The following is a 26,203-nucleotide window of genomic DNA, read 5'->3' on the forward strand; positions in this document are numbered from 1 at the left end:
TGCTGGTATCCTCCCCCGCGAGGCCAGCCCGCCGGGTGGCCGGTAGCTGGCGTGAAACGCACGAAAAACTACAATTATATTCATTCGGCGCTGCCGCAGGCACTTGATCCCGGGCCGAATCGGGATCGCCAAAACCTTGGCGCAGTTTGCGGCAACCCACCTCACAGGCCGTATAGCCAATCGAGGCTTGCTTTGCCAAGCAAAACGCCTGCCAGAAGCAATAACGTGTGTGTCAGGCCGATGCTGCGCAAGCGAAGCGCATGATCTGCCAAACCGCCGCCGGTTTGGCGATCCGATCATGCGCTAAATTTGAGAGAAAATCGTTCTAAGTCTGGTCGAGCCCGTAGAGCGTGTGCAGCGTGCGCACCGCAAGTTCGGTATAGGCGGCGTCGATCAGCACCGAAAACTTGATCTCCGAGGTGGTGATGGCGCGGATGTTGATGTTGCGTTCGGATAGCGCCTTGAACGCCTTCGCAGCGACCCCGGCATGGCTGCGCATGCCGCTGCCGATCACCGAGACCTTCGATACGTCGGTGGCGCTGTCGAGCCGGGCATAGCCGATCTTGCCCTTCGACGAGGTGATGGTGTCGCGGGCGCGGTTATAGTCGGAGGCCGGAACGGTGAAGGTGAGGTCGGTGGTCTTGCCGTCCTCGGAGACGTTCTGGACGATCATGTCGACGTTGATGTTGGCGTCGGCCAGCGGACCGAAAATGGCTGCGGCAACGCCTGGCTTGTCCTCGATCTGGCGGAGCGAAATCTGGGCTTCGTCCTTGGAAAAGGCGATGCCGGTGACGACGTGGCTTTCCATGATTTCCTCCTCGCTGCAGATCAGCGTGCCCGGCGGTGTGCCGTGCGGGTCGATATCCTCGGGCTTGTCGAAGCTGGAACGGACGAACACGGGTATGTTGTGTACCATGCCGAGTTCCACCGAGCGCACCTGCAGGACCTTGGCGCCCAGCGAGGCCAGTTCCAGCATGTCCTCGAAGGCGATCTTGTCGAGCCGTCGCGCCTTGGGAACCACCCGCGGATCGGTGGTATAAACGCCGTCGACGTCGGTGTAGATGTCGCAGCGGTCGGCCCGGATCGCGGCCGCAATCGCCACCGCCGAGGTATCAGAACCGCCGCGCCCAAGCGTGGTGATCCGGTTGGTCTGCGGATTGATGCCCTGGAAGCCGGCAATGACGGCGACTTCCTGGCGATCCTTGAATCGAGCGGAGATCTCGCTGCCGTCGATCTCGAGAATCCGCGCCGAGGCGTGGGCATCCGAGGTCTTGATCGGAATCTGCCAGCCCTGCCAGGAGCGGGCCTGGATGCCCATGCCCTGCAGCACGATCGCGAGCAGGCCCGAGGTCACCTGTTCGCCGGATGCCACCACGGCGTCATATTCGCGCGCATCATGCAGCGGCGAGGCGTCGCCGCACCATTCGACCAACTCGTTGGTCTTGCCGGACATGGCCGACACGACGACGGCAACGTCATGCCCGGCGTCGACTTCGCGCTTGACGTGACGCGCGACGTTGCGGATTCGATCGATGTTGGCGACGGACGTGCCGCCGAATTTCATCACGAGGCGGCCCATGACGTCGCGTGCATTCCCTGTGAGGATAAGTTAGGTGACCCGCACGGAAAGTGGAGCGCCCGGGCCGAAAGCGGCGTATACATAGCGATGCGGTCCGGGGCAAGCACCTCCGGTTCCGTTTTCGACCCAAAAACGGCGCAAATTGCTGTGGTGACGGGTTAATTCAGGACGAGCGTATGGGGCGTTACATCGATGATATCCTGCAGCCCGGCGAGAGGGTGCTGTATTCGACCAATGCGCACTGGATCTTCTTTTTGCCGGCGATAGCTGCCTGGATCGTGGCGATCGCGTTTCTGGTGTTGTCCCGGATGATCGAGGGCGACGTGCCGGTGCTGCTGTGCCTGACCATGGCGGGCCTCTCTGCGGTGTTCGCGCTATACAAGTCGGTGACGGCCTGGTTCCATCGCTGGACCACCGAGACCGATGTCACCAATTTCCGTGTCGTCCACAAGACCGGCTTTGTTCAGCGGCAGACGTTCGAGATGAGTGTGGACAAGGTCGAGAGCGTCGACGTCAACCAGAGCATCCTCGGCCGCATCCTCAACTACGGCGACGTAACGGTCTCGGGGGTCGGCGAGGGTGGCAAGACCCTCGACACCATTGCTTCGCCGCTGGCGTTTCGCAATGCCATCACGGCACGACCGGCCGGTACGTAAATCATGGCCATGCAGCAGAATTCCGCCGCCGGTTTGTCGGGCAAGGGCTCTACCGTCGATCCGGCCGAGGTCGCGAAATTTTCGAAATTGTCGGATGAGTGGTGGGACCCCAAAGGCAAGATGGCCCCCCTACACAAGATCAACCCGCTGCGGCTCGCCTATATCCGGGATGCCGCCTGCCGCAAGTTTGAGCGTAACGCCAGGAGCCTCAGTTGCCTCTCGGGCCTGCGCATCCTCGATATCGGTTGCGGCGCCGGGCTGTTGTGCGAGCCGTTGACGCGGCTGGGCGCGCAGGTGATCGGGATCGATCCGTCCGCGACCAACATTGCGGCTGCCAAACTGCACGCCGACAAGGGCCATCTGTCGATCGACTATCGCTGCACCACCGTCGAGCAGATGGACCACCGCGAGCGCTTCGATATCGTGCTGGCGATGGAAGTGATCGAGCATGTCACCGATGTCGGCGCGTTCCTCGCCCGCTGCGCGGCCATGGTCAAGCCGGGCGGGATGATGGTGGTCTCGACGCTGAACCGTAACTGGAAGAGCTTTGCGCTCGCGATCGTCGGCGCAGAATATGTGCTGCGCTGGCTGCCGCGCGGCACCCATCAGTGGGACAAGTTCGTCACCCCCGACGAACTCGCCCAGCATCTCGCCGCCAACAAGCTCACCATCACCGAGCAGGCCGGCGTGGTCTACAATCCGCTCGCCGACCGATGGAGTATCTCGTCCGACATGGACGTGAACTACATGGTGGTGGCGGAAGGGGTTTAGGGATTCTCAGTTATCGTCGTCCCTGCGAACGCAGGGACCCATACCGCGTGATCTATCGAGGAAGCGCGGTAGCAGACACCTTATCGCGCAACGAAAGCCGGTGGTTATGGGCCCCTGCTTTCGCAGGGGCGACAAGTTGAGGGGTTCTCGCCTCTATTCCGTCGTCCCTGCTTTCTCAGGGACGACACTGCCTTTGGGGCCGCACGCAATCCTGTCATGATGCTGCTCCCGTTGACCTGATGCATGCCACCCGGCACGGTGCAGCGGCATCACGCCGGTACTCCCCATGCTCTCCGTCGCCTCGCTCTGGATTCCCTTCACCATCATCGCTGCGCTGGGCCAGGTCGCCCGCAATGCGATGCAGAGGTCGTTGACGGGGCCGCTCGGGACCTGGGGCGCGACCAATATCCGCTTCCTGTTCGGCTTTCCGTTCTCGATCGTCTTCTTTGCGGTCGTGGTGGTGGTGACCGGCGACCCCGTACCGTGGCCGACGGCCGCGTTCTGGCCATGGCTGCTGCTCGGCGCACTCAGCCAGATCGTCGCCACCGGGCTGATGCTGCTGGCGATGAACGATCGCTCCTTTGTCGTGACGACGGCATACCTGAAAACGGAAGCGATCCAGACCGCGATCTTCGGTTTCATCTTCCTCAGCGATCATCTGACGCTGCTGAAAGTGGTCGCGATCGTGATCGCGACGATTGGCGTGGTGATCACCGCGCTGCGGCCGGGCGGCGAAAAAGGCTTTGCGGAGTTGAAGCCGACCATCATCGGCCTGGTCGCCGCCGGTTGCTTCGCGCTGTCGGCGGTCGGCTTTCGCGGCGCGGTTATCGTGGTGCCCGGCGTCTCCTTCGTGACGGCGGCGTCCTACACGCTGGTGTTCGGCCTGTTCGTGCAGACACTGGTGTTGACGATCCACCTCCTGCTCCGCGCGCCGGATGTGCTCGTGAAGATCTTCGGACTCTGGAAGCCCTCGATGCTCGCGGGCTTCATGGGCGCGTTCGCCTCGCAATTCTGGTTCCTGGCGCTCGCGCTGACGGCGGCCGCCAACGTGCGCACGCTGGCGCTGGTCGAGGTGCTGTTCGCACAGGCCGTGGCGTATTACTCGTTCAAGCAGGCGCTATCGGCGCGTGAATTGTCCGGCATCGTGCTGATCGTGATCGGTGTGGCGCTATTGGTGGCGGTTTGATTCGGGAATCGTAGGGTGGGCAAAGGCGAATTGCGCCGTGCCCGCCAATCTCAATCGCGGAGATAATGGTGGGCACGCTGTCGCTTTGCCCACCCTGCGGAATCGCCGCGCATCAGTTCCGGTCGTCCGGCAGCACCGGCAGCGGGGAGACCTCGACGCCCTCGTCGATCAGCGCTCTCGCCTCATCCGGCGAGGCCTCGCCGTAGATCGGGCGATGCTCGATGTCGCCGTAATGCATCTTGCGCGCTTCATTGGGGAAGCGCTCGCCGACATTGTCGGCATTCTTGACGATGTGATCGCGCAGTTCCTTCAGCTTGGCGCGCAATTCGCGCTCCTGCGCCATCAACAGCGGTGTCGATTCCGATCCGGTTGCTTCCGCAGGCGCGCCCGGCGCGGGCGCGGCTTGCTCGCGGCCTTTCTTGCTGACGATCTGCGGAGCCATGATGGCGCGTTCGACCTTCACCGAGCCGCAGGCGGGGCAGCTCACCAGCTTGCGCTTTTCCTGCGTCTCGTAAGCCGCGGAGCTTTGAAACCAGCTTTCGAAAGCATGGCCCTTCTCGCAGCGAAGGTTGTAGCGGATCATGCCGAGCCCCGGACGAGGTGCAGATGCTCGGGGCCGGCCTTGGGATCGGCAATACCGAAGCGCCTGCCATGTTGTAGCGACGGCACGGCTCTCCGAGCCGTCTCGACCTTGGATGTATCGATCTTGGCAAGGAACACGCCTGGCTCGATGTCGCCCTCGGCGAGGATCTCGCCCCAGGGGGCGACGATCAGGGAATGCCCGTAGGTCTCGCGCTTGTTCTCGTGCATGCCGCATTGCGCCGCGGCAAACACGAAGCAGCCGGTCTCGATGGCGCGGGCACGCAACAGCACGTGCCAATGCGCCTCACCGGTTTTCCTGGTGAAGGCCGATGGCACGGTGAGGAACGACGCGCCGGCCTCGGCCAGCGCGCGATAGAGCGCGGGGAAGCGCACGTCGTAGCAGATCGTCAGCCCGATGCGCCCCCACGGCAGGTCCGAGATGACGGCAGTTTCGCCCGGCTGGTAGTTGGCGGATTCGCGATAGCTCTCGCCGCCGGGCAGATCGATATCGAACATATGGATCTTGTCGTAGCTGGCGAGCAAATTGCCGTCGGGCCCGATCAGGAACGAGCGATTGACGGCGCGCTCGGGCGAGAAGCGCAGCGCCAGCGAGCCGATATGGAGATGGATCCTCAGCTCCGCGGCCAGCGCGCGATAGGCTTTCAGCGAGCGGTCGTCCTGTTCCGATGCGAGATGCTCGAACAGCGCCTTGCGGTTCAGTTGCATCATGTTGCTCACCTCGGGCGTGAGCACGTAGTCGGCGCCTTGCGCCGCGGCCTCGCGGATCAGCGTGACGCCCTGCTCGAGGCTCGGCCCGGGCAGCAGCCCGGTGCGCATCTGCACCATGGCAGCGGTGAAGGTGGAACCAGCGCTCATGAGGGGGCCTTTTCTCCCGCCAGCAAAGCGTCGAGCTTGCCCGCGCGGTCCAGTGCATAAAGCTCGTCACAGCCGCCGACATGCGTTGTGCCGATGAAGATCTGAGGGAAAGTCGAGCCGTGGCCGGCGCGGTCGTACATCTGCCCGCGATAGGCCGGGTCGGCGGCCACGTTCAGTTCCGTGAACGCGGCATTCTTGCGCGTCAGCAGCGATTTGGCGGCGGTGCAGTAGCCGCAGCCCGGGCGGGTGTAGATTTCAATGGCAGTCATGGCGCGCTCTGATCGGCAAGTCTTTGAATTACAAGTCTTTGAACTATATGGGAGCCCGGTGGCTGTCCACAACCCGCGCGAATACCAGCACGTCGACCTGCGCGGCCTTGGCCCGCAGTAGCGCCCGGGCGCAGGCGTCGGTCGTGGCGCCTGACGTCAGCACGTCGTCGATCAGGATGACGCGGCGGCCCTGGATGTCGGCTACGCGGTCGGCGACGACCTTGAAGGCGCCCTGCACATTGCTGGCGCGCTGCGGTCGGGATAGCCCGATCTGCTGCTCGGTCGCGCGAATGCGGCGAAGCGCCTCAGAGGCCAATTTGACGCCGGTTTGGCGCGAAATCACCCGTGCCAGTGCACCGGACTGGTTGTAGCGCCGGCTCCAGCCACGCCGCCAGTGCAGGGGGACTGGGACCAGCACGTCGGCTTCATCGAGCAATTCCTTGCCTGCGCGGGCCATCCAGCGGCCCATGGCCGGGGCCAGATCGGTGCGATCCTGGTACTTCAGCGCGTGCACCAGCGTGCGGGCGACGTCGTCATAGCGCACCGCGGCGCGGGCGCGCCGATAGGCTGGCGGATTGGCGATCGCCTCCATCGACAGCAATTCGGGACCGGGGTCGTAGACAAAGGGGATGCCGAGCCGCGGACAGAACGGCGGTGCGATGAACGACAGTTTCGCCCAGCATGCCGCGCAAACGCCCTCGCCATCCACCGGTTCGCGGCAGGAGACGCACTGCGTCGGCAGCGCGATGTCGAGCGCGAGCCGTGGCAGATGCGCGAATGCGTCGCGGCAGGCGCCGAGCGCGCTGCGAAGCTGGCCGGAAATCGAGCGTGGTGGTGATGCCTCGGCGTCCATAGAGCGAGGCTAGCGCTGCGTCGAGCTCGGCTCAAGCACTGCATTGCCAGAGAGAGGCCGCCAGCGTACCAACCGCGCATGGCTTCGAACCCGACCAGCGCACCCATCCTGTTCGACCGTGCGCTGCTGCGCGCGCGGATCGAGCGCGCGCGGCGCGGCGGGCCGGCGACGTTCCTACTCGATCGGATCAGGGACGATTTCGAAGAGCGGCTGCACGCGGTGACTCGAAGTTTTGCCGATGCGGCGGACATCTGGACGCCGGGCGAGCTGTTGCGGAAGCCGCTGGCCGATCGCTTCGCATCGATCACCCGCATCGATGTCGATCAATCGGAAGCCCTGCGCTTGCCGCCGCAATCGCTCGATCTCGCTGTTTCCGCGCTGGCGTTTCAGTTCGTCAACGATCTGCCCGGCGCGCTGGCGCAGATCCGCCGCGCGTTGAAGCCGGATGGGCTGTTGCTGGCGGCGATGATCGGCGGCGATACGTTGACGGAGCTCAGGCAGAGCTTTGCCGCGGCGGAAGCCGAATGCGAGGGCGGGGTATCGCCGCGCGTCGCGCCGTTTGCGGATTTGCGCGACATCGGCGGCCTGCTGCAGCGCGCAGGGCTCGCGCTGCCGGTCACCGACGTCGATCGCGTCGTGGTGCGCTACGACAGCGCGTTCGCGCTGATGGCCGATCTCAGGCGGATGGGCGCGGCCAATATTTTAATCGAGCGGCGGCGCACACCGACCCGCCGCGCCACCATGCTGCGGATGGCGCAGATTTACAGCGAGCGTTTTGCCGATGCGGACGGCCGTATCCGCGCGACCTTCGACGTGATCTGGCTGTCCGGCTGGGCGCCTCACGAGAGCCAGCAAAAGCCGTTGAAACCGGGCTCCGCGAAAGCGAGCCTGGAAGCGGCGGTGAAGGGAAAAAAGCGCGGTTGACGCGTCATCGGCGTCGGGGGTGAGTCGCTTGGTCGTGCAATGACGACGCAGCGCGGCAAATCGACCGCGACGGGCACCGCGAGCGAGGTTCCATTCTACTTTGCATGGGGTTGTTTTCGACCTTTTTGTCCTGGCTCTGCGTGCTCCCAGGAGCCGCCGGCCACTCCCCTCACATCAAGAGATCGATCAGATGCGGGATCAGCGGAATGTCCGCGGGCGGCATCGGGTAGTCGCGCAGTCTGTTGGCGCGGACCCAGGCCAGTTGCTGGCCCTCGCGCGCCACTACCATGCCTTCCCAGCGCCGGCAGATGTAGAGCGGCATCAGCAGGTGAAAGCTGTCATAGGCGTGGCTCGCAAACGTCAGCGGGGCCAGACACGGCTCGCTGACGTCGATCCCGATCTCCTCACGCAGTTCGCGGATCAAGGTCTGCTCCGGCCGCTCGCCGGGCTCGACCTTGCCGCCGGGAAATTCCCACAAACCCGCGAGCGCCTTTCCTTCCGGTCGCTGCGCGATCAGCACGCGCTTGTCGGCATCGACGAGGGCGCAGGCGACGACGAGGGTGAGCTTGATATCAGCCATGCGCCGCTGTCTCGCTTACGAACGGTAGTCGCCGTTGATCGCGACATATTCCTTGGTGAGGTCGCAGGTCAGCACGCGGTCGCGGCCCTTGCCGAGCCCGAGGGCGACCTTGATCTGGATCTTCGGGTTCTTCATCACCTCGGAAACCTCAGCCTCGTTGTAGGACGGATCGCGCGCGCCGCTCTTGGCGACGCGAATGCCGTTGAACGAGATCGAAAGCTTGTCGCGGTTGGCGGGCTCGCCGGCCTTGCCGACCGCCATCACCACGCGGCCCCAATTGGCATCCTCGCCGGCGATCGCCGTCTTCACCAGCGGCGAATTCGCGATCGACATGGCGATCTTGCGCGCGGAGTTCTTGGTGGTCGCGCCTTCGACGATCACCTCGACCAGCTTGCGCGCGCCTTCGCCGTCGCGGGCCACCTGCTCGGCAAGGTTGGCCAGCACGTCCTGGAAAGCCTTGGCGAAGGCCTTCAGGCGCGGATCGCTGGCGCGGCTGATCTTTGGCGCGCCGTCGTCGGCGGCCGCGCCGGTGGCAAAGGCCAGCAGCGTATCCGATGTCGAAGTGTCGCTGTCGATGGTAATGGCGTTGAAAGTATCCTCGACGCCGCTCTTGAGCAGCGACTGCAGCACGGCAGACGACAGCGGCGCATCGGTGAACACGAAGGACAGCATGGTCGCCATGTCGGGCGCGATCATGCCGGCGCCCTTGGCCATGCCGTTGATGGTCACCTTGGTCTTGCCGAGCTTCACCGTGGCGGTAGCCACCTTCGGGAAGGTATCGGTGGTCATGATGGCCGTGGCCGCGGCCATCCATTCGTCAGGCGCGGCGGTTTCAGCCAGCGTTGCCAGCACGCCGTCGAACTTGGTGGCATCAAGCGGCTCGCCGATCACGCCGGTCGACGCGAGAAACACCTCGTTGGCGCTGCAGCCGACCGCTTTTGCGGCGATCGAGGCCGTCAGTGCCGTCGCCTGCCGGCCGGTCTTGCCGGTGAACGCATTGGCGTTGCCGGAATTGACCACCAGCGCGCGGGCGCCTCGGCCGAGTTTGGCGCGGCACCATTCCACCGGCGCCGACGGACATTTCGATTTGGTGAACACGCCGGCGACCGCGGTGCCCTTGTCCATGACCGCGAGCAGGACGTCGGTACGGCCCTTGTAGCGGATGCCGGCGGCGGCGGTTGCTAGCTTCACGCCCGCGATGGCGGGCATGTCGGGGACGTCGGTCGGGGCGAGGGGAGAAACTGAAGCAGACATGCGGGCACCTTCTTCGACCAGATCAACCATAGCCGGACCTCCTCCGGCATCCACGTTTTCGAGGCTTGACAACGGCTCCCCAGACATGGAACGGCCGGGCGCTTCGGCCCGGCCATGACGATGGTAGATACTATCGGTCTCGAAGAAGTGACAGCAGTTTTTTACTTCTTCGGCGGCGCCATCTTGGAATCTGCGGGCTTTGCCGCATCCGGCTTGGCGTCGCTCTTCGTGGGCTCGGCCGGCTTGTCCATGCGTTCGACCTTGGCGGCCTCGCGCAGCTTGGCGACGTATTCGGCCTGGGCCTTGCGGGTCACGTAGGTTTCGATCTGGGCCTTGACCTGCTCGAACTCGGGCGCCTTGCGCGCGCGCTTTTCCTCGACCTTGATGAGGTGCCAGCCGAACTGCGACTTGACGGGATCGGAGATCTTGCCGGGTTCGAGCGTGAAGGCGACGGCGGAGAATTCCGGCACCATCTGCTCCTTGGTGAAGAAGCCGAGATCGCCGCCATCGGAGGCGCCGGGGTCCTTGGACTTCTTCTTCGCCAGTTCGGCGAAGTCGCCGCCCTTCTTCAGCTCTTCCGCGATCGCCTTGGCCTCGTCCTCGGTCTCGACCAGGATATGCCGGGCGTGGACTTCCATTTCCCCGGTGATCTGCTTGGCGGCCTCCTCATAGACCTTCTTCATGGCCTCTTCGGTGGTCGCCGCCTTGCCCTCGGTGGCGAGCAGGCTGTCCATCAGCAGGCGGCTGCGCGTGAACGCCAGGCGCTTCTTGAAGTCCTCGGAATTCTCGACCTTCTTGTCCTCGGCGGCCTTGGCGACGATCTTCAGGTCGATCAGGAAAGCCAGCACGTTGTCCTTCTTGGTCGCCGGGTCCATTTGCGCGAGGCTGGGGCCGAGTTCCTCTTCCGCGAGCGCAACGTCGCTCTGGCGGATCTCCGCACCGTTAACCTTGGCGAGAACGGGGTTGTCCTGGGCGCGAACCGGCAGGCCGGCGGCCAGAACCGCAGCCAGACAGGCCATTACGGCCAAAGAACCCCGTGAGGCAGCCGTGCCGAAGCGCAGGCCGGTTTTCGTTTCCGGGAACGAGGTGGTCATGGAAAATCCTTGTCTTGAAGAGGGGCGCCAAAGGCGGCGGGACACTCGCCCAATCATGCGGCCTTGGCAACGCGAAAAGTCTGTCAAAATGATGAATTCCTTGACATATGGACCCACGTTGACAAGGCCCGAACCCGGCCATATCTGTGCCGGATCGTACAGCGGCGATAGCGCTTATTTTGCTGCGTTTTTTGCCGTTGAACCTTGGATTGCTTAATTCCCACTCATTAGGCGGATGACGCCCCGGAACGGGGTATTTGCCGCCGTGCGTCACGGTGAGTTGATAGGCAACTTGGTGGACCACGTCACGGCTGCAACGCAAGTAACGGCAAAGGCAGGAATTGGCATGATCGGCGCGCTCGCCCGCAAGTTTTTCGGCTCCGCCAACGACCGGCGGGTAAAGGGATATCAGTCCCGCGTCAACGCCATCAACGCGCTTGAGCCCGAGGTCGCAAAGCTCTCGGACGAGGCGCTGAAAGCCCGCACCGCCGAATTCCGCCAGCAACTCGCCGATGGCAAGACGCTCGACGACATCCTGGTTCCAGCGTTCGCCACCGTCCGCGAGGCCGCCAAGCGCACCCTCGGCCAGCGGCATTTCGACGTCCAGCTCATCGGCGGCATGGTGCTGCATGAGGGCGACATCGCCGAGATGAAGACCGGCGAAGGCAAGACGCTGGTGGCGACGCTTGCGGTCTATCTCAACGCACTGGCCGGCAAGGGCGTTCACGTCGTCACCGTCAACGACTATCTCGCCCGCCGCGATAGCGAATGGATGGGCCAGATCTACAGATTCCTCGGGCTCACCGTCGGCGTGATCGTGCACGGCCTCGACGATGGCGAGCGCAAGGAAGCCTATTCGCGCGACATCACCTACGGCACCAACAACGAATACGGTTTCGATTATCTGCGCGACAACATGAAATACCGGCTGGAGGACATGGTTCAGCGCGGCCATTTCTATGCCATCGTCGACGAAGTCGACTCGATCCTGATCGACGAGGCGCGCACGCCGCTGATCATCTCCGGGCCGCTCGACGACCGTTCGGAATTCTACAACACCATCGATACCTTCTTCCCCCAGCTCGACAAGACCGATTACGAGGTCGACGAGAAGCAGCGCACGGTGACGCTGACCGAAGCCGGCATGGAGAAGATCGAGACGCTGCTGCGCGACGCCGGCCAGCTCAAGGGTGAGTCGCTCTACGACGTCGAGAACGTCTCGGTCGTGCACCACATCAACCAGGCGCTGCGGGCGCATTCGCTGTTCACCCGCGACAAGGACTACATCGTCCGCGACGGCGAAGTCATTATCATCGACGAGTTTACCGGCCGCATGATGCCGGGACGGCGCTACTCGGAAGGCCTGCACCAGGCGCTGGAAGCCAAGGAGCATGTTCAGGTTCAGCCTGAAAACCAGACGCTGGCCTCGATCACCTTCCAGAACTATTTCCGGATGTACGAAAAGCTCGCGGGCATGACCGGTACGGCCGCGACCGAAGCCGACGAATTGTTCGACATCTACAAGCTCGAGGTCGTGGAAATCCCGACCAATCTGCCGGTGGCACGTCTCGACGAGGACGACGAGGTCTACCGCACCCAGACCGAGAAATACGCCGCCATCCTGGCCGAGATCGAACGCGCCAATGCGCGGCTGCAGCCGGTGCTGGTCGGCACCGCCTCGATCGAAAAGTCGGAAGTGCTGGCCGACTATCTGAAGAAGCACGGCTACAAGCAGATCGATTTTGGCAACGAGGCCGCGCTGGAGAAGCTCTATGCCGCGGCGCGCGCCGGCAAGCCGGCAAAACTGTTTGCGGTGCTGAACGCGCGCTTCCACGAGCAGGAAGCCTATATCGTTGCCGAGGCCGGCGTGCCCGGCGCGATCACGATCGCGACCAACATGGCCGGCCGCGGTACCGACATCAAGCTCGGCGGCTCGCTCGAGATGCGGATCCTTCAGGAAACCGCTGACATCACCGACGAGGCCGAGAAGGCCAAGAAGATCGAGCAGATCAAGGCCGACATTGAGCGCTTCCGCGAGATCGTGCTGAAGGCCGAGGAAGTGGTGGAGCTCGAGCCTGCCAAGGGCTCAAAGGCCGCCAAGACCGTGACCAGGCCCGGCGGGCTCTACATCATGGGCTCGGAGCGCCATGAATCCCGGCGCATCGACAACCAGCTCCGCGGCCGCTCCGGCCGTCAGGGCGACCCCGGCCGCTCGAAATTCTTCCTGTCGCTGGAAGACGATCTGATGCGGATCTTCGGCTCCGACCGGCTCGACACCATGCTGCAGCGGCTTGGCCTGAAAGAGGGCGAGGCCATCATCCATCCGTGGATCAACAAGGCCTTGGAGAAGGCGCAGCAGAAGGTCGAGGCGCGCAACTTCGATATCCGCAAGAACCTCTTGAAGTTCGACAACGTCCAGAACGACCAGCGCAAGGTGATCTTCGACCAGCGCGTCGAACTGATGAAGAGCGACAGCGTGGCCGAAATGGTCACGGATATGCGTCACGACTACATCGATGATATCGTCGCCAAGCACGTGCCTGAGCATGCCTATGCCGAGCAGTGGGATGTCGCCGGCCTCAAGGAGGAATTAACGCGCGTGCTCGACGTCGAGCTGCCGGTCGATGAATGGGCCAAGGAGGAAGGCATTGCCGACGAGGAACTGCTGACGCGGATCGAGCAGCGCGTCGACGAGCACATGGCAGCCAAGGTCGCGCAATGGGGGCCCGACGTCATGCGCTACGTCGAGAAGACCATCCTGCTGCAGACGCTGGATCACCTCTGGCGCGAGCACCTGATCATGCTCGATCATCTGCGTCAGGTGATCGGCCTGCGCGGCTATGGCCAGCGCGATCCCTTGCAGGAATACAAGTCGGAAGCCTTCGGCCTGTATGAGGCAATGACGGCACATCTGCGCGAGGCGGTGACGGCGCAGTTGATGCGCGTCGAGATCGTGCCGCCGGAAGAGCAGCAACCGGTGCTGCCGGCGATGGAGGCGCACAAGTTCGATCCGAATACCGGCGAAGACGAGATGGCGTTCGCCAATGCCTCGCTGGTGCCCCAGGCTCCGGCCGCCGATCGCGATCCGAAAAACCCCGCAAGCTGGGGCAAGGTCGGGCGCAACGAGGATTGTCCCTGCGGAAGCGGCAAGAAGTACAAGCACTGCCACGGCAAGTATGCCTGACATCGCGCACACCCGCGGCGAATGTCCGCGCGTGTGACCCTTTGTCGCTGCAAGTAATATCTTTTCGACGAGCGTCAGGTCCCGCGTGCCGCGGAACCTGCCGACAGGAGCGCGGTGTCGGTCGCGCTTGGCTTGCTCAGTTCGAACTGTCGATCAAGCTTTCCAGGAGCCGTTTCAGCTCGTTGGTCGACTTGTCGCCATAGCTCTCCACGATGTGCTCCTCCTGGCTCACCGCCAGCGAGTTCAGTCGCCTGCACAGCGCCTTGCCCCGGTCGGACACGAACATCAGGACCTTGCGGCGGTCCTTGGGGTCCTGAACGCGGTAGACCAGCGCGTCCGACACCATGCGATCGATCATCTTGGTCAGCGTCGGATGGTTGAGGAGAACGGCATCCGCGAGCTCGCCCATGGAATGGCCGTTGCCGTCGGACAAAACCTTGAGAATACGCCACTGTTCGACAGGTACGCCTTCCTTGCTCAGGCGCATCTCCAACTGCCGGTTGATCTCCCGGTTGGCTTGCGCGAGCAAATAAGCGAGGTGTTCGGTGATGGGGGAATTGTCTTTCGGCGGTTTGGCCACGGCTTGAGACTTTGTCTTGACCCAAATGAGTGAATGGCTGGCAATCGATGCCGTTTCTATATGCACTTCAATTGTTGAATATTCAATATTTTCAAATAGGATATTTCCCCAACTAGGAAGGGCGGATGCCGCGGCCGCCCGCTGGATGCGTTTTGGTCTGGTGCCAGACAGGAGTTGGCGTGCGCTCGACGGTAAACTTCCCGGCTGCCGGCGGTTCCGCGTTTCCGCCCTCGCTGCTGTTTCGAAACCTGTCGTCGGCGACGGATGATCTCGACCTGTCCACGATCAAGCCCGGATCGTCGAGACGCCGAGGCGCCCACAGCAAGCTGCGGGTCGGCAATTTTCTCACCTTCTCGGGGTCGCCCGGAATCTGGGGCCCGAGCGCCACCAATAGCGTCCTGCTGGCGATCTCCGAGATTAATAAACGCGGCGGCATTCTCGGACGCGAGATTGAATTGTCGGTCTACGATTCCGGCGGGGCAATCGAGGAGGTAGTGCGTCGCGCCGAACGCGCTCTCGCGTTCGACGAAGTCGACCTGATTATGGGCTCGCACATCAGCGCGGTCCGCGTCGCACTGCGCAAGGTCACCCGCAACCGCATTCCCTATATCTACACCCCCGTCTATGAGGGTGGCGAGCGCACGCCAGGCGTGATGGCGATCGGCGAGACGCCGCGTTGGCAGAGCCGGCCGTCGATCCATTGGCTGTCCGACTTCAAGAAGGCGTCACGCTGGTATCTGATCGGCAGCGATTATGTGTGGCCATGGCAGTCGCATCGCGCGGTCAAGCGATACATCGCCGAAGCGGGCGGGCAGGTCGTCGGCGAGGAGTTCGTCCCCGTCGGGGAAGACAATCACGAGGCGCATCTGGCGCGCATTCGTGCCGCGAGGCCCGACGTCGTGCTGATCTCGCTCATCGGAACGGACAGCATTACGTTCAATCGCGCCTTCGCCGAATGCGGCCTCGCCGCCACCACGCTGCGCTTCGCCGGCGCGATGGACGAGACCGTTCTGCTCGGGATCGGGGCCGAGAATACCGAGAACCTGTTCTGCGCATCCGGCTATTTCACTTGCGTCGGCTCGCGCGCCAATGACGAATTCCTCTCTCGCTATCGGGCGATGTTCGGTCCGCACGCGCCACCGATCGGATCCGTCAGCCAATCCAACTATGAGGGGTTGCGCTTCCTCGAAGCGGCAGCCAACCGAGCCGGCTCGTTGTCGATGGGGCCGTTGCTCGCGGCGGCGCGCAACGTGATCTATGCGGGCGCCCGCGGCCCCATTACCATTCGCGGCGGCCGTGCCGAGATGCCGATGTATCTTGCCGAGGCCAATGGCCTCGACTTCAAGGTGATCAAGACGATCTAGAAAAGCGATGCCCGGATCAAGGGTCGAAATCCGAAATAATGCTTGAAAAGGAAAATATTTCCGTTTTGAATACAATAGTGGAGCCAACGGCCCGTCGCAGGCGGGCCGGGCACCGCGCCGGGAACCCAAAGCTTCAGGAGAGCGTCGTGTCAGTCGTCCTACCAACCCCAACGCAACTTCGTGCGGTCGCCGAGCAGTGCGGCCTTTCGCTGACCGAGGAAGACGTCGCATCGTTTCGCGGCCTGATGCAGGGCTCGATCGACGCCTACAATCTCGTTGCCGCAATGCCGGACGAGGTGCCGCCGGTGAGATATCCGCGCACCCCCGGCTATCGGCCTGCGCCGGAAGAGAACCCGCGCAACGCCTGGTATCGCAAGTCGACGGTGAAGGGCGCCAGTTCCGGCAAACTCAAGGGCAAGACGGTCGCGCTAAAGGACAACATTATGTTGGCCGGCGTGCCCATGATGAACGGATCGGCCACGCTGGAAGGCTACGTGCCCGACTTCGATGCCACTATCGTCACGCGGATGCTGGACGCGGGCGCCGAAATCGCCGGCAAGGTTCACTGCGAATCCTTCTGCATGTCCGGCGGCAGCCACACCAACGCGGTGGGACCCGTGCACAATCCGCACAAGATGGGCTATTCGGCCGGCGGTTCGTCGTCGGGCAGCGGCGTCGTCGTTGCGCTTGGCGAGGTCGACATGGCGATCGGCGGTGACCAGGGCGGTTCGATCCGGATGCCGTCCTCGTTCTGCGGCACATACGGGATGAAGCCGACCTGGGGATTGGTTCCGTACACCGGTATCATGCCGATCGAAATTTTCGTCGACCATACCGGGCCGATGACGGCAACGGTGGCCGACAACGCGTTGTTGCTGGAGGTGATCGCCGGCGACGACGGTTACGATCCGCGCATCAAGGCGCCGAAGGTCGAGGAGTATACCAAGGCACTCGGCGGCGGCGCTAAAGGGATGAGGATCGGCATACTCAAAGAGGGCTTCGAGCAGCCAATGGCGGAGGCTGCGGTGAACGAGAGCGTGCGCGAAGCGGCCAAGCGCTTCCGCGATCTCGGTGCCTCGGTCGAGACGGTCTCGATCCCGATGCATTTGACCGGCCCTGCAATCTGGACGCCGATCGGTACCGAAGGCATGACGCAGACCATGATGTATGGCGACGGCTACGGGCTGAGCCGTGGCGATCTCTATTCGACGTCGCTGATGGATTTCCATCGCGGCTGGCGCCGGCAGGCGGACTCACTCTCGGAAACCACCAAGCTGTTCCTGCTGCTCGGCACCTACATCAACAACAATTTCGGCCCGCGCTACTATGGCAAGGCGCTCAATATCTCCAGGCGGCTGACCGCTGCCTACGACAAGGCCTTCAAGGACTACGATCTGCTGCTGCTGCCGACGACGCCGATGAAGGCGACGCCGCTGCCGCCGGCCAATGCCAGCCGCGAGGACTACGTGGCGCGGGCGCTCGAGATGATTGCCAACACCGCACCGTTCGACATCACGCATCATCCGGCGATGTCACTGCCCTGCGGTATGGTCGACGGCCTGCCCGTCGGGCTGATGCTGGTCGGCCGGATGTTCGAGGAATCGACGATCTATCGCGCGGCGCACGCTTTCGAGCAGATCGGCGACTGGAAGAAGATGTGAGGGGGGTCGTCGTTACAGGCAGGCTGGACATAGGACATGGCTAGCACCTTCGTTGCGGCGTTCGAGATCCTGAGTTTTGGCGCGATCATCGTGCTGGTCGTGCTCGGGCTCGGGATCATCGCCAGCATGATGGGGATTTTCAATTTCGCGCAGGGCGAGTTCGTCCTGCTCGGCGCTTATGTCACCTATCTGGCGTATAGCAGCGGGATTCCGATCTGGGTCGGCATGGCGGTCGCGCCATTCATCGTCGGCGGCCTCGGCTTCGTGCTGGAGGCGCTGATCATTCGGCGCTTCTACGCCGCGCCCATCGTGGCAATGCTGGGCACCTACGCGCTCGGCCTGATCGTCCGTGAGAGCGTGCGCGGCCTGATCGGCGGCTTCTACCTGACGGTACCGGAGCCGATCGGCGGATCGATCGACATCGGCACGATGCACATCTCGGCGTGGCGCTTCACGATCATCGTCATCACGCTGCTGGTGATGGCGGGCTGCTATCTGTTGCTGTCGCGGACCAGCTTCGGCCTCCGCGTGCGCGCCACGCTGGAAAATCCCGCGCTGGCGCGGGCGTCGGGAATTTCCACGCCCCTGATCTATGGCGCCACCTTTGCCTTCGGAGCCGCGCTGGCGGGGCTGGCCGGTGCGCTGATCGTGCCCGTGTTCAGCCTGTTCGCCGACCTCGGCATACGCTTCCTGATCCAGGGTTTTGTCGCGGTCATGGTCGGCGGTGTCGGATCATTTATCGGGCCGGTTGCCGGAGCGGGCGTGATCGGAACGCTCAGCGCCGCGCTGCCCTGGGTCATGGCGCCCGTGGTCGCCGACGTTCTCGTCTTCGTACTTGCCATCGTCTTCATCAAATTCCGGCCGCAAGGCCTCATCGCTGGAAAAGGGGTTTAGTCACATGTTTGCCGATCGCTTTGATTTGACGCGCCGTCGTTTCCTCAGCGGCTTTGCTTTCACGACCGGCGCGATTGCGACCGGGGTCGGTAGCTGGGTGGTCAGGCCTGACTGGGCCAATGCCGCCGAAGGTCCGATCAAGGTCGGCATCGCGACCGACCTGACTGGCCCGATCGCCTATGCCGGCAATGCCGACGCCAATGTCGCCAAGATGGTCATCAAGCAGATCAACGCTGCCGGCGGCCTGCTCGGCCGGCCGCTCGAGCTCTATATCGAGGACACCGCCTCCAACGAATCGGTTGCCGTCGGCAACGTTCGCAAGCTGATCCAGCGCGACAAGGTCGACATGGTGCTCGGCGGCATTACGTCTTCGATGCGCAACGCGATCAAGGATCCGATCGTGGCGCGCGGCAAGACGCTCTACATCTATCCGCAGCTTTACGAGGGCAAGGAATGCACGCCCAATCTGTTCTGCACCGGCCCGACCCCGGCGCAGCAATGCGACGAGTTCATTCCCTGGCTGATCAAGAACGGCGGCAAGAAGTTCGCGCTGCCGAGCGCCAATTATGTCTGGCCGCACACGCTCAACGTCTATGCCCGCAAGGTGATCGAATCCAGCGGTGGCGAGGTCGTGTTCGAGGAATACTACCCGCTCGACCAGGTCGACTTCTCAGCCACCGTCAACCGCATCATCTCGAACAAGGTGGACGTGGTCTTCAATACCGTGATCCCGCCGGGCGTCGGCCCGTTCTTCAAGCAGCTCTACGAGGCCGGCTTCCTGAAGAATGGTGGGCGGCTTGCCTGCGTGTACTATGATGAGAATACGCTCAACATCAATCAGGCCAACGAGATCGAAGGGCTTGCGAGCTGTCTCGACTACTTCAAGGCGCTGACCAAGGACGATCCGGTCAGCGCCAAGATTCAGGCGGCCTACGAGAAGGATTTCCCCGGCAACTTCCTGTTCGCGGCCGGCAGCGCGGCGACCGGCACCTATCGCGGGCTGAAGCTCTGGGAAGCGGCGGTCAAGGAAGCCGGCAAGATTGACCGCGATTCGGTGGCCGCGGCGCTCGATCATGCCAAGATAGCTGAAGGCCCGGGCGGCCCGGCGGAGATGGTGCCGGGCAAGCGGCACTGCAAGATGAAGATGTATACCGCTGTTGCCAAAGGCGGGAACTATGAGATCGTGGGCCGCAGCGATGGTCTCGTCGATCCCAAGGAATGCTGAGTGATCGATGGGCACGGTAAAGCAGGCCCTTCGCATGAAGCTGAGCGAAGAGCCGGAAGTTTCGATGGCTGAGAGCCGACCTGATGGAGCATCGCCGGCGCGCCGCGCCGCGGGGCTGAAAGTGCTGCCGGTCGTCGAAGGGCTGGTGCTGATTGCAGCGCTGATCCTGCCTCTGTTCTTGCAGGACTACCTCACGGTGTTCGCCACCCGTGTCATCATCCTCGCCCTGTTCGCGCTCTCGTTCGATCTGGTGTGGGGATATGCCGGCATCATGAGCTTCGGTCAGGCCCTGTTCTTCGGCTCGGCCGGCTATGGCGTTGCATTGATGGCGCGCGACCTCGGCATAACCTCGATCTTTCTGGTGCTGCCGGCGGGCACGCTGATCGGGCTCACCACCTCGCTGCTGCTCGGCGGCTTTCTGCTGCTCGGCCGGCATCCCTCCAGCGTGATCTTCGTTGCGCTCGGCACCTTGACCGGATCCTATGCCGCCGATCGTCTGGCGCGGGGCTGGTACTATCTCGGTGGACAGAACGGCATTCCCTCGATCCCGCCAATGTCGTTCGGCAGCTACGACATTACCGAGGGGCCGGTCTATTACTATTTCGCGCTCGGCATTCTTGCCGTCGTCTATCTGCTGTGCCGCTTCCTGGTGCGCTCGCAGTTCGGCCTGGCACTGGCGGGGCTTCGCGAGAACGAGCAGCGCATCGCCTTCTTCGGATACAAGGCGCAGCACCTGAAGGCGATTGTTTTCGCCGTCGGCGGCACCATTGCAGGCCTTGCAGGTAGTCTCTACGCGTTTCACGAGGGGTTCGTCTGGCCCAATATGGTCGGCGTGGTGATCTCGACGCAGGTCGTGCTTTACGTTTTATTCGGCGGATCGGGCACATTGATCGGCGCGGTTATCGGCGCCGTTATCATCGAGGGCGTCAGCTTCTGGCTATCGGACAATTATCGCGAGATCTGGCCGATTCTTCTCGGCGTGTTGCTGCTGCTGGTGATCCTGTTCCGCCCGCTCGGGCTGATCAGCTTCGTGCTCGGCGAACGCGAGCGCGTCGGCAGTTTCGGGATGGCACGCAAGGAGAAGCGCAATGCCGCTCCTTGAGGCGACCGGTATCGTCAAGGTGTTTGGCAAGCTCACCGCGCTCGACGGTGCAGCGCTGACGATAGGCGAGAACGAGTTTCACGGCCTGATCGGTCCGAACGGCTCGGGAAAAAGCACCCTGATGAAGTGCGTTGCGGGCGCCGAGATGCCGACCCAAGGCAAGGTCAGCTTCGTCAACCGCGATATCACCCTGTTGTCGCCGACCGAGCGCGCCCGCGCTGGCATGAGCCTGAAATTCCAGATCACCAGCGTGCTGCCGACGCTGACGCTGTACGACAACATCCTGCTGGCGCTGCAGGCGCAATCGTCGCTGTTCGATCTGGTGTTCTCGCGCACGCGCGGCGTGCTGCACGATCAGGTAATGATGATGCTGAGCCAGTTTCGCCTCGCCGATCGCGCGCATGATGCCGCCGCGGCGCTGTCGCACGGGCAGCAGCAATGGCTGGAAATCGCCATGGCGCTTGCCGGCAAGCCGCGTCTCTTGCTGCTGGACGAGCCAACCGGCGGCATGAGCCTGGAGGAGCGCCGCGTCACCGGCGAGCTCCTGCAGCCGATCAAGCAGCATTGCTCGCTCGTGATCGTCGAACATGACCTGGATTTCATCCGCGATATCTGCGACCGCCTGACCGTGCTCGACCAGGGTCGCGTGCTCGCCTCCGGAACGGTCGCCGAGATCCAGGCCAACAAGAGCGTCCAGGAGATTTATCTGCGCCGTGCCTGAACAGACATTCCTCGACATACGGCATCTCGAAGCCGGTTATGGCCGCAGCCAGGTCCTGTTCGATGTCAATATCGGCGTACCCTGGCGCGGCGGCGTCGCGGTGCTTGGCCGCAACGGCGCCGGCAAGACCACACTGATGAAGACGATCGTTGGCGAGCTTGCGAGTTCGAAAGGCGAATTGTTTTTCGACGGCCGTGACATCACCCGGCGCCGGACCGAGGAGCGGGTCCGCTCGGGCATCGGCTACGTGCCACAGGAGCATTCGGTGTTCGCCCGCCTCTCGGTGCGCGACAATCTCGCAGTCGGCTCGCTGTTCAATCCTGATCCGGCGGCGGTCGATCGGGTCCTGACCATCTTCCCGAAGCTCGGGCAGCGGCTCGACCAGCCCGCGGGCACGCTGTCGGGCGGCGAGCGCAAAATGCTGGCGATCGGGCGCGCGATGCTAGGCAATCCTAAATTGCTGCTGCTGGACGAGCCGACCGAAGGCGTATGGGTCGGTGTGATCGAGGAGATCACCGAGCGGCTGATTGAGTTGGCCAGGCAGATCGCCGTCGTCATCGTCGAGCAGCATCTCGACCTCGCGTTGCGCGTCGCCGACCACGCTTATGTGCTCGATCGTGGCCGGGTGGCGCTGCAAGGGCCGGCAGGCGAGGTGCGGAGCGATCCGGAACTGTTGCGGTATCTCGCGCCGTAGCGCACGCGCAACGTACACCTGCATCGACGGTTGATTCGGTTGGGAAAGCGCCGCGTTTCTTTACTTCACCGCCCCGAAGCGGCTGTCGAACGAGTTCGACGACACGATCGGTGCGGAGCCTGCGACCTGGTTATCCTTGGCGGCGGGTGCCGGGGTATCTGACACTGATGGCTTCAGCGGCGGGCGGCTGGCGGCGGCGTGTTTGACGTCGGGCTTCGCTGCCGTCGTCTTCGGCGCAGCCGCTTCCGGACGCGGCTGCTGCTTGGTCTCGGTCGCCCTCGGCTTGGACGGCGGCGTGCTGGCGGTGGCGTCGGCTGCGCCGCCGAGGCCGACCTTGCGGGCGAGGTTGGAGAAGAATCCGTCGTTCTGCGCTGTCGGCGCCGCATTGGCGACCCGCGTCGAAGCTGCGTCGGGCGCGGGAGCAGATGCGGCAGCCGGCGCTGCGGCCAGTTTCGGCCGCTCGGGCGGGCCCATCAGCAGGTTTTCGGACGGAGCTTTCGGCGGATTGACGTGGGAGGGAACGGTGCCTGGCGCACGCGCCATCAGCGACAGGCTCGAGCCGTCGCCGGGCTCCGAAAGCCCGGTACTGCCCTCGGGCACGCGGGCGGCGAACACCTTGTGCATGCCGCCGTCGATACCGGTGTTGATCCGCGCCACCGGCGTTCCCTTTGCGATCAGCCGCGCGGTTTCGGCAATATCGGTGGCCTGCTTTTCGCGCACGGCATCGGCGATTTCATCCGATATCGCATAGGCGGGACACTTGGAGGATGCCTCGAACACCGGGTCCTTGGTGGCGCCCGGCGGCTTGACCGCGTCGAACACATACTTCTTTTCGCAGAAATCGACCTTCGGCTCCTGCCGCGTCACTTCGAAATGATCATTGCCTTCCTTGATCATTTTCCAGAACGGCATATGCGGGTTGTTGCGATGCTTGGCCATGTTGGCCGGCGTCATCTTGAACGGATAGGCCTGCAACTGGAACGACTTCTGGCCGCCGAAGAAGGATTCGCGGCCCAGCGAATAGATTTCCGCGATCTGCTCGTCGGTCATCGCGTAGCAGCCGCGCGAGGAGCAGTCGCCATGCACCATCAACTGCGAGCCGGTGCGTCCCAATGCTTTGTCGAACGCATTGGGATAGCCGGTGTTGAAGGAGAGGTAATAGGCCGACTGCGGGTTCATCTGCGCCGGTGAGATCGAGTAGAAGCCTTCCGGCGCCTGGCGGTCGCCTTCGCGAACCTTGGGGCCGAGATCGCCCGACCAGCGGCAGATCGGATAGGTCTTCAACAGCGCGAAACGGCCGGAGCGGTCCTGCTTCCAGATCTCCAGTTCGGCTTCCTGCTTGAACAGCCGGACCAGGATCGGGGACTGCAGGTCCATGTCCTTGGCCGTCATGTCGGCGATCAGTTTTGGCGGGACTGGCTGGTTGGCCTTGGCGTTGTTGGCCAGCGAGATGCCGTCACTGTTGCAGCCGGCCATCAACACGCCTGCGCCCACGAGGACAGCCGACGTGACGAGCGCGCGAACCAGCGAGCGGTTAATCAAAGGCTAAGCTCCACACCCACCGGGCATTCTCGCACCCCAAATCACAGCGACATGCCCTGAAGCCGTTGTCTAAAATATTATCCATTGCCCCCCTGCGCCGCAACCCGAACGGGGCCGTCCAGCGGCTGCGGCAGCAGGCATGGTCAACAGAAACTAAAGACCGGGCTCGGGGCCTAATTGCGGCCGAATCATGCGCGCTGGCGAAAATAGTGGCCGTTTAGAGGTCGTTAATCATTGGGCGAGTAGGCCCGGGGCGATCTTACCGAGGCGGCGTAGATACGGACGAAGCGATCAGCCGAGCTTGCGGCCGATATCGAGGAATTTCTGCCGCCGATGCCGGCGAACAGCATCCGCGTCGAGATTGCGGAGATCATTGAAGGCCTCCGCAATGGCATCGCCGGTGGCCGCGATCATGGCGGTCGGATCGCGATGGGCGCCGCCGGCGGGTTCTTTCAGGATTTGGTCGATCACGCCGAATCGCAGCATGTCCTGCGCGGTGATTTTCATGCTGGTGGCGGCTTCCTGCGCCTTGGTGCCGTCGCGCCACAGGATCGAGGAAGCCGCTTCCGGCGAGATCACGCTGTAGATAGCGTGTTCGAACATCAAAACCTTGTTCGTGGTGGTGATGGCGATCGCGCCGCCCGACATGCCTTCGCCGGTGATGATCGCGACATTGGGAACGCCGAGGGACAGGCAGGCGTCGGTGGAGCGCGCGATCGCTTCCGCCTGGCCGCGTTCCTCGGCGCCGATACCGGGATAGGCGCCCGCGGAATCGACGATCGACAGCACGGGAATGCCGAAACGATCGGCCAGCTCCATCAGCCGCACGGCCTTGCGATAGCCTTCAGGCCGGGCCATGCCGAAATTATGCTTGATGCGGCCTTCAGTAGAGGCGCCCTTTTCCTGGCCGACCACGCAGATGCTCTCGCCGCGGAAGCGGCCGAAGCCACCCATCAGGGCCTCGTCCTCGCCGAATTTGCGGTCGCCCGCCATCGGCGTGAAGTCCGTGATCAGCGCGTTGACGAAATCGGTGAAGTGCGGACGCTGCGGATGGCGCGCCACCAGCGTCTTCTGCCACGGCGTCAAATTGGCGTAGAGATCGGCCAGCGCCTGGGACGCCTTGTCCTCGATGCGCGCAATCTCGTCGCCGATGTCGCTGCCGGACGCCGCCAGCGCGCGCAATTCGTCGATCTTGGACTCGAGTTCGGCGACTGGTTTTTCGAAGTCGAGGTAGCTGCGCATCTGTTCCGGCATCAAGACAATATAGGTAACTACGCGCTGTGAGGCGAAGCGGTTTTCGATTCGCCTCAAGAAAGCACGCATCTTCAATGATTTAGCGCGTATCTCGGTCCGGATAACCCGGTTTTGCCGAAAGCGCGCCAAACAAGGCCGCGGGCGGGATGGCTGTTTCGGGGGAGAAGCCGCGGAAGTCAAGGCGGGAAGTTCAGCTACCTGTCGTCCCTACGAAGGGACCCGTACGCCGCGGCCTATCGGTCAGACCGGTTGGGGGTAGACGCCTTCTGCAAATAATCAGCGACGGTGGTTGGGGTCCCTGCGTTCGCATGCGTTCGCAGGGACGACTACGACTTCTCTGCCAGCGGATGCAGGTCTCGCACCAGGCTCTTCAGCCGCTCCTCGACTACATGGGTATAGATCTGCGTGGTCGATATGTCGGTGTGGCCGAGCAGGGTCTGCACGATGCGCAGGTCCGCGCCGTTATGCAGCAGATGACTGGCAAAGGCGTGGCGCAGCACGTGCGGGGAGACCAGCCGCGGCGCAAGGCCTGCTGCCGCCGCCAGCTCCTTCAGGTCGCGCGCAAAATGCTGCCGCGTCAGATGGCCGCTCTCACCGAAAGAGGGAAACAGCCACTTCGATGCGGCGGCGTTTTTCTTCTTCTCGGGCCTGAGCGCTTCCATGGCGGCGAGGTAATCGGCCATCGCCTGCCTTGAGGCTTCGTTGAGCGGCACCAGACGTTCCTTGTTGCCCTTGCCCCGCACCATGATCATGCGGGCATCGCGCCGCGCAGCCGACAGCGGCAGCGCCACCAGCTCCGAGACGCGCAAGCCGGTGGCATAGAGCACTTCCAGCAGGCAATACAGCCGCATCGCGCGCAGCCGCTGCTGCGGCGAAGCGTTCTCGGCCGCGGTCAATTCCTTGGCCCGCGTCAGCATGCGGTCGACGTCTGATATCGACAGCACCTTCGGCAAGCCGCGACCGCGCTTCGGGCCGGACAGGATCGCCGCCGGATCGTCAGAGCGGATACGCTCGTTGAGCAGGAACCGAAACAGGTGTCGCATCGCTGACAGCCGGCGCGCCACGCTGGAGGATTTGAACCCACGCGTGTCGAGATCGGCGAGGTAGTCGCGCAGCACGTCGGTCGCGGCACGGGTAAAGTTCTGTCCGGCTTGCCCAAGAAATTCGGAGAAATCTGTCAGGTCGCGCCGATAGGCGTCGAGCGTATTGTCGCCCGCCCCCTGTTCCGCCGCGAGCATGTCGAGGAACAGGGTGATCAGTTTCGCATCCGAGTTCGACTTGCTGGAACGCATTGCTCCCGAAATCTCTCTGACGGAGATGTCTCCCCGAGTTCGCCTCTCACCCACAAATCAGACGAT

At 63.3% G+C, this 26,203-nt stretch carries 24 protein-coding genes; 12 read left to right on the forward strand and 12 right to left on the reverse strand.

Features of this window, described 5'->3' with window-relative positions; translation table 11 throughout:
• Positions 1-325 precede the first annotated feature (325 nt).
• On the reverse strand, positions 326-1,579 hold the full coding sequence (locus tag LMTR13_RS01575; RefSeq protein ID WP_065726392.1) for an aspartate kinase: 1,254 nt from the start codon (positions 1,577-1,579) through the stop codon (positions 326-328).
• Between the two features lie 176 nt (positions 1,580-1,755).
• Between LMTR13_RS01575 and LMTR13_RS01580 the strand changes: the two genes are divergently transcribed.
• From LMTR13_RS01580 to LMTR13_RS01590, 3 genes are all read left to right on the forward strand, one after another.
• Complete coding sequence (locus tag LMTR13_RS01580) at positions 1,756-2,235, forward strand: PH domain-containing protein (RefSeq protein WP_065726393.1); 480 nt, start codon at positions 1,756-1,758, stop codon at positions 2,233-2,235.
• 3 nt (positions 2,236-2,238) lie between these two features.
• The gene (ubiG, locus tag LMTR13_RS01585; RefSeq protein WP_065726394.1) at positions 2,239-3,006 is read left to right on the forward strand and encodes a bifunctional 2-polyprenyl-6-hydroxyphenol methylase/3-demethylubiquinol 3-O-methyltransferase UbiG; all 768 of its coding nucleotides are present in this window, start codon (positions 2,239-2,241) and stop codon (positions 3,004-3,006) included.
• A gap of 286 nt (positions 3,007-3,292) precedes the next feature.
• Positions 3,293-4,192, forward strand: coding sequence for a DMT family transporter (locus LMTR13_RS01590; RefSeq protein WP_065726395.1), 900 nt, complete (start codon positions 3,293-3,295; stop codon positions 4,190-4,192).
• A gap of 112 nt (positions 4,193-4,304) precedes the next feature.
• On the opposite strand, the gene LMTR13_RS01595 is transcribed toward LMTR13_RS01590, so the two are convergent.
• From LMTR13_RS01595 to LMTR13_RS01610, 4 genes are read right to left on the reverse strand one after another with little or no spacing between them, the layout of a single operon-like run.
• Positions 4,305-4,775, reverse strand: coding sequence for a DUF1178 family protein (locus LMTR13_RS01595; protein WP_065726396.1), 471 nt, complete (start codon positions 4,773-4,775; stop codon positions 4,305-4,307).
• Positions 4,772-5,650 (reverse strand): carbon-nitrogen hydrolase family protein, encoded by an 879-nt coding sequence (locus tag LMTR13_RS01600; protein WP_065726397.1) that lies wholly within the window; start codon positions 5,648-5,650, stop codon positions 4,772-4,774. The genes LMTR13_RS01595 and LMTR13_RS01600 overlap by 4 nt, the downstream gene beginning before the upstream one ends.
• Positions 5,647-5,919: a glutaredoxin 3 gene (grxC, locus tag LMTR13_RS01605; RefSeq protein WP_065726398.1), complete on the reverse strand. Its 273-nt coding sequence runs from the start codon at positions 5,917-5,919 to the stop codon at positions 5,647-5,649. Before grxC ends, LMTR13_RS01600 begins: the two co-directional genes overlap by 4 nt.
• 43 nt (positions 5,920-5,962) lie before the next feature.
• Positions 5,963-6,772, reverse strand: a complete 810-nt coding sequence (locus LMTR13_RS01610; protein WP_065726399.1) for a ComF family protein — start codon at positions 6,770-6,772, stop codon at positions 5,963-5,965.
• Between the two features lie 78 nt (positions 6,773-6,850).
• Between LMTR13_RS01610 and LMTR13_RS01615 the strand changes: the two genes are divergently transcribed.
• Complete coding sequence (locus tag LMTR13_RS01615; RefSeq protein WP_065726400.1) at positions 6,851-7,696, forward strand: methyltransferase domain-containing protein; 846 nt, start codon at positions 6,851-6,853, stop codon at positions 7,694-7,696.
• A gap of 169 nt (positions 7,697-7,865) precedes the next feature.
• Here the strand turns inward: LMTR13_RS01615 and LMTR13_RS01620 are convergent, their stop codons facing one another.
• The 3 genes from LMTR13_RS01620 to LMTR13_RS01630 all read right to left on the reverse strand — a co-directional run bounded on the left by LMTR13_RS01620 (position 7,866) and on the right by LMTR13_RS01630 (position 10,624).
• Positions 7,866-8,276, reverse strand: coding sequence for a (deoxy)nucleoside triphosphate pyrophosphohydrolase (locus tag LMTR13_RS01620; RefSeq protein WP_065726401.1), 411 nt, complete (start codon positions 8,274-8,276; stop codon positions 7,866-7,868).
• 15 nt (positions 8,277-8,291) lie between these two features.
• On the reverse strand, positions 8,292-9,530 hold the full coding sequence (argJ, locus tag LMTR13_RS01625) for a bifunctional glutamate N-acetyltransferase/amino-acid acetyltransferase ArgJ (protein ID WP_065732328.1): 1,239 nt from the start codon (positions 9,528-9,530) through the stop codon (positions 8,292-8,294).
• A 161-nt stretch (positions 9,531-9,691) separates the two neighbouring features.
• Positions 9,692-10,624, reverse strand: coding sequence for a peptidylprolyl isomerase (locus LMTR13_RS01630; protein WP_065726402.1), 933 nt, complete (start codon positions 10,622-10,624; stop codon positions 9,692-9,694).
• Between the two features lie 346 nt (positions 10,625-10,970).
• Between LMTR13_RS01630 and secA the strand changes: the two genes are divergently transcribed.
• Positions 10,971-13,808 (forward strand): preprotein translocase subunit SecA, encoded by a 2,838-nt coding sequence (gene secA, locus LMTR13_RS01635; RefSeq protein WP_065726403.1) that lies wholly within the window; start codon positions 10,971-10,973, stop codon positions 13,806-13,808.
• A 136-nt stretch (positions 13,809-13,944) separates the two neighbouring features.
• Here secA and LMTR13_RS01640 read toward each other — a convergent pair whose 3' ends face one another.
• Complete coding sequence (locus LMTR13_RS01640; protein WP_065726404.1) at positions 13,945-14,388, reverse strand: MarR family winged helix-turn-helix transcriptional regulator; 444 nt, start codon at positions 14,386-14,388, stop codon at positions 13,945-13,947.
• Positions 14,389-14,567: 179 nt separating this feature from the next.
• On the opposite strand from LMTR13_RS01640, the gene LMTR13_RS01645 reads away from it, so the two are divergent.
• The 7 genes from LMTR13_RS01645 (at position 14,568) to LMTR13_RS01675 (ending at position 22,049) form a co-directional block, all read left to right on the forward strand.
• Complete coding sequence (locus LMTR13_RS01645) at positions 14,568-15,752, forward strand: substrate-binding domain-containing protein (protein WP_065726405.1); 1,185 nt, start codon at positions 14,568-14,570, stop codon at positions 15,750-15,752.
• 146 nt (positions 15,753-15,898) lie between these two features.
• Positions 15,899-17,413 (forward strand): amidase, encoded by a 1,515-nt coding sequence (locus LMTR13_RS01650; protein ID WP_065726406.1) that lies wholly within the window; start codon positions 15,899-15,901, stop codon positions 17,411-17,413.
• Positions 17,414-17,449: 36 nt separating this feature from the next.
• Positions 17,450-18,307, forward strand: a complete 858-nt coding sequence (locus tag LMTR13_RS01655) for a branched-chain amino acid ABC transporter permease (protein ID WP_065726407.1) — start codon at positions 17,450-17,452, stop codon at positions 18,305-18,307.
• A 4-nt stretch (positions 18,308-18,311) separates the two neighbouring features.
• Positions 18,312-19,532 carry a substrate-binding protein gene (locus LMTR13_RS01660; protein WP_065726408.1) on the forward strand — a complete coding sequence of 407 codons (1,221 nt, stop codon included), beginning with the start codon at positions 18,312-18,314 and terminating at the stop codon, positions 19,530-19,532.
• Positions 19,533-19,596: 64 nt separating this feature from the next.
• A complete protein-coding gene (locus LMTR13_RS01665) occupies positions 19,597-20,634 on the forward strand; it encodes a branched-chain amino acid ABC transporter permease (protein ID WP_236843531.1) in 1,038 nt (345 codons plus the stop codon).
• Positions 20,621-21,355, forward strand: a complete 735-nt coding sequence (locus tag LMTR13_RS01670; protein ID WP_065726410.1) for an ABC transporter ATP-binding protein — start codon at positions 20,621-20,623, stop codon at positions 21,353-21,355. The genes LMTR13_RS01665 and LMTR13_RS01670 overlap by 14 nt, the downstream gene beginning before the upstream one ends.
• Entirely contained in the window at positions 21,348-22,049 is a 702-nt protein-coding gene (locus LMTR13_RS01675; RefSeq protein ID WP_065726411.1) for a branched-chain amino acid ABC transporter ATP-binding protein, read from the forward strand. The genes LMTR13_RS01670 and LMTR13_RS01675 overlap by 8 nt, the downstream gene beginning before the upstream one ends.
• A 60-nt stretch (positions 22,050-22,109) precedes the next feature.
• Here LMTR13_RS01675 and LMTR13_RS01680 read toward each other — a convergent pair whose 3' ends face one another.
• The 3 genes from LMTR13_RS01680 to xerD form a co-directional block, all read right to left on the reverse strand.
• On the reverse strand, positions 22,110-23,591 hold the full coding sequence (locus tag LMTR13_RS01680) for a L,D-transpeptidase family protein (protein WP_065726412.1): 1,482 nt from the start codon (positions 23,589-23,591) through the stop codon (positions 22,110-22,112).
• A gap of 291 nt (positions 23,592-23,882) precedes the next feature.
• A complete protein-coding gene (locus LMTR13_RS01685) occupies positions 23,883-24,845 on the reverse strand; it encodes an acetyl-CoA carboxylase carboxyltransferase subunit alpha (RefSeq protein WP_065732329.1) in 963 nt (320 codons plus the stop codon).
• Positions 24,846-25,171: 326 nt separating this feature from the next.
• Positions 25,172-26,137 carry a site-specific tyrosine recombinase XerD gene (xerD, locus tag LMTR13_RS01690; RefSeq protein WP_065726413.1) on the reverse strand — a complete coding sequence of 322 codons (966 nt, stop codon included), beginning with the start codon at positions 26,135-26,137 and terminating at the stop codon, positions 25,172-25,174.
• Positions 26,138-26,203: the final 66 nt, after the last annotated feature.

Origin of the sequence: Bradyrhizobium icense (assembly GCF_001693385.1) — a bacterium.
Classification (GTDB): domain Bacteria; phylum Pseudomonadota; class Alphaproteobacteria; order Rhizobiales; family Xanthobacteraceae; genus Bradyrhizobium; species Bradyrhizobium icense.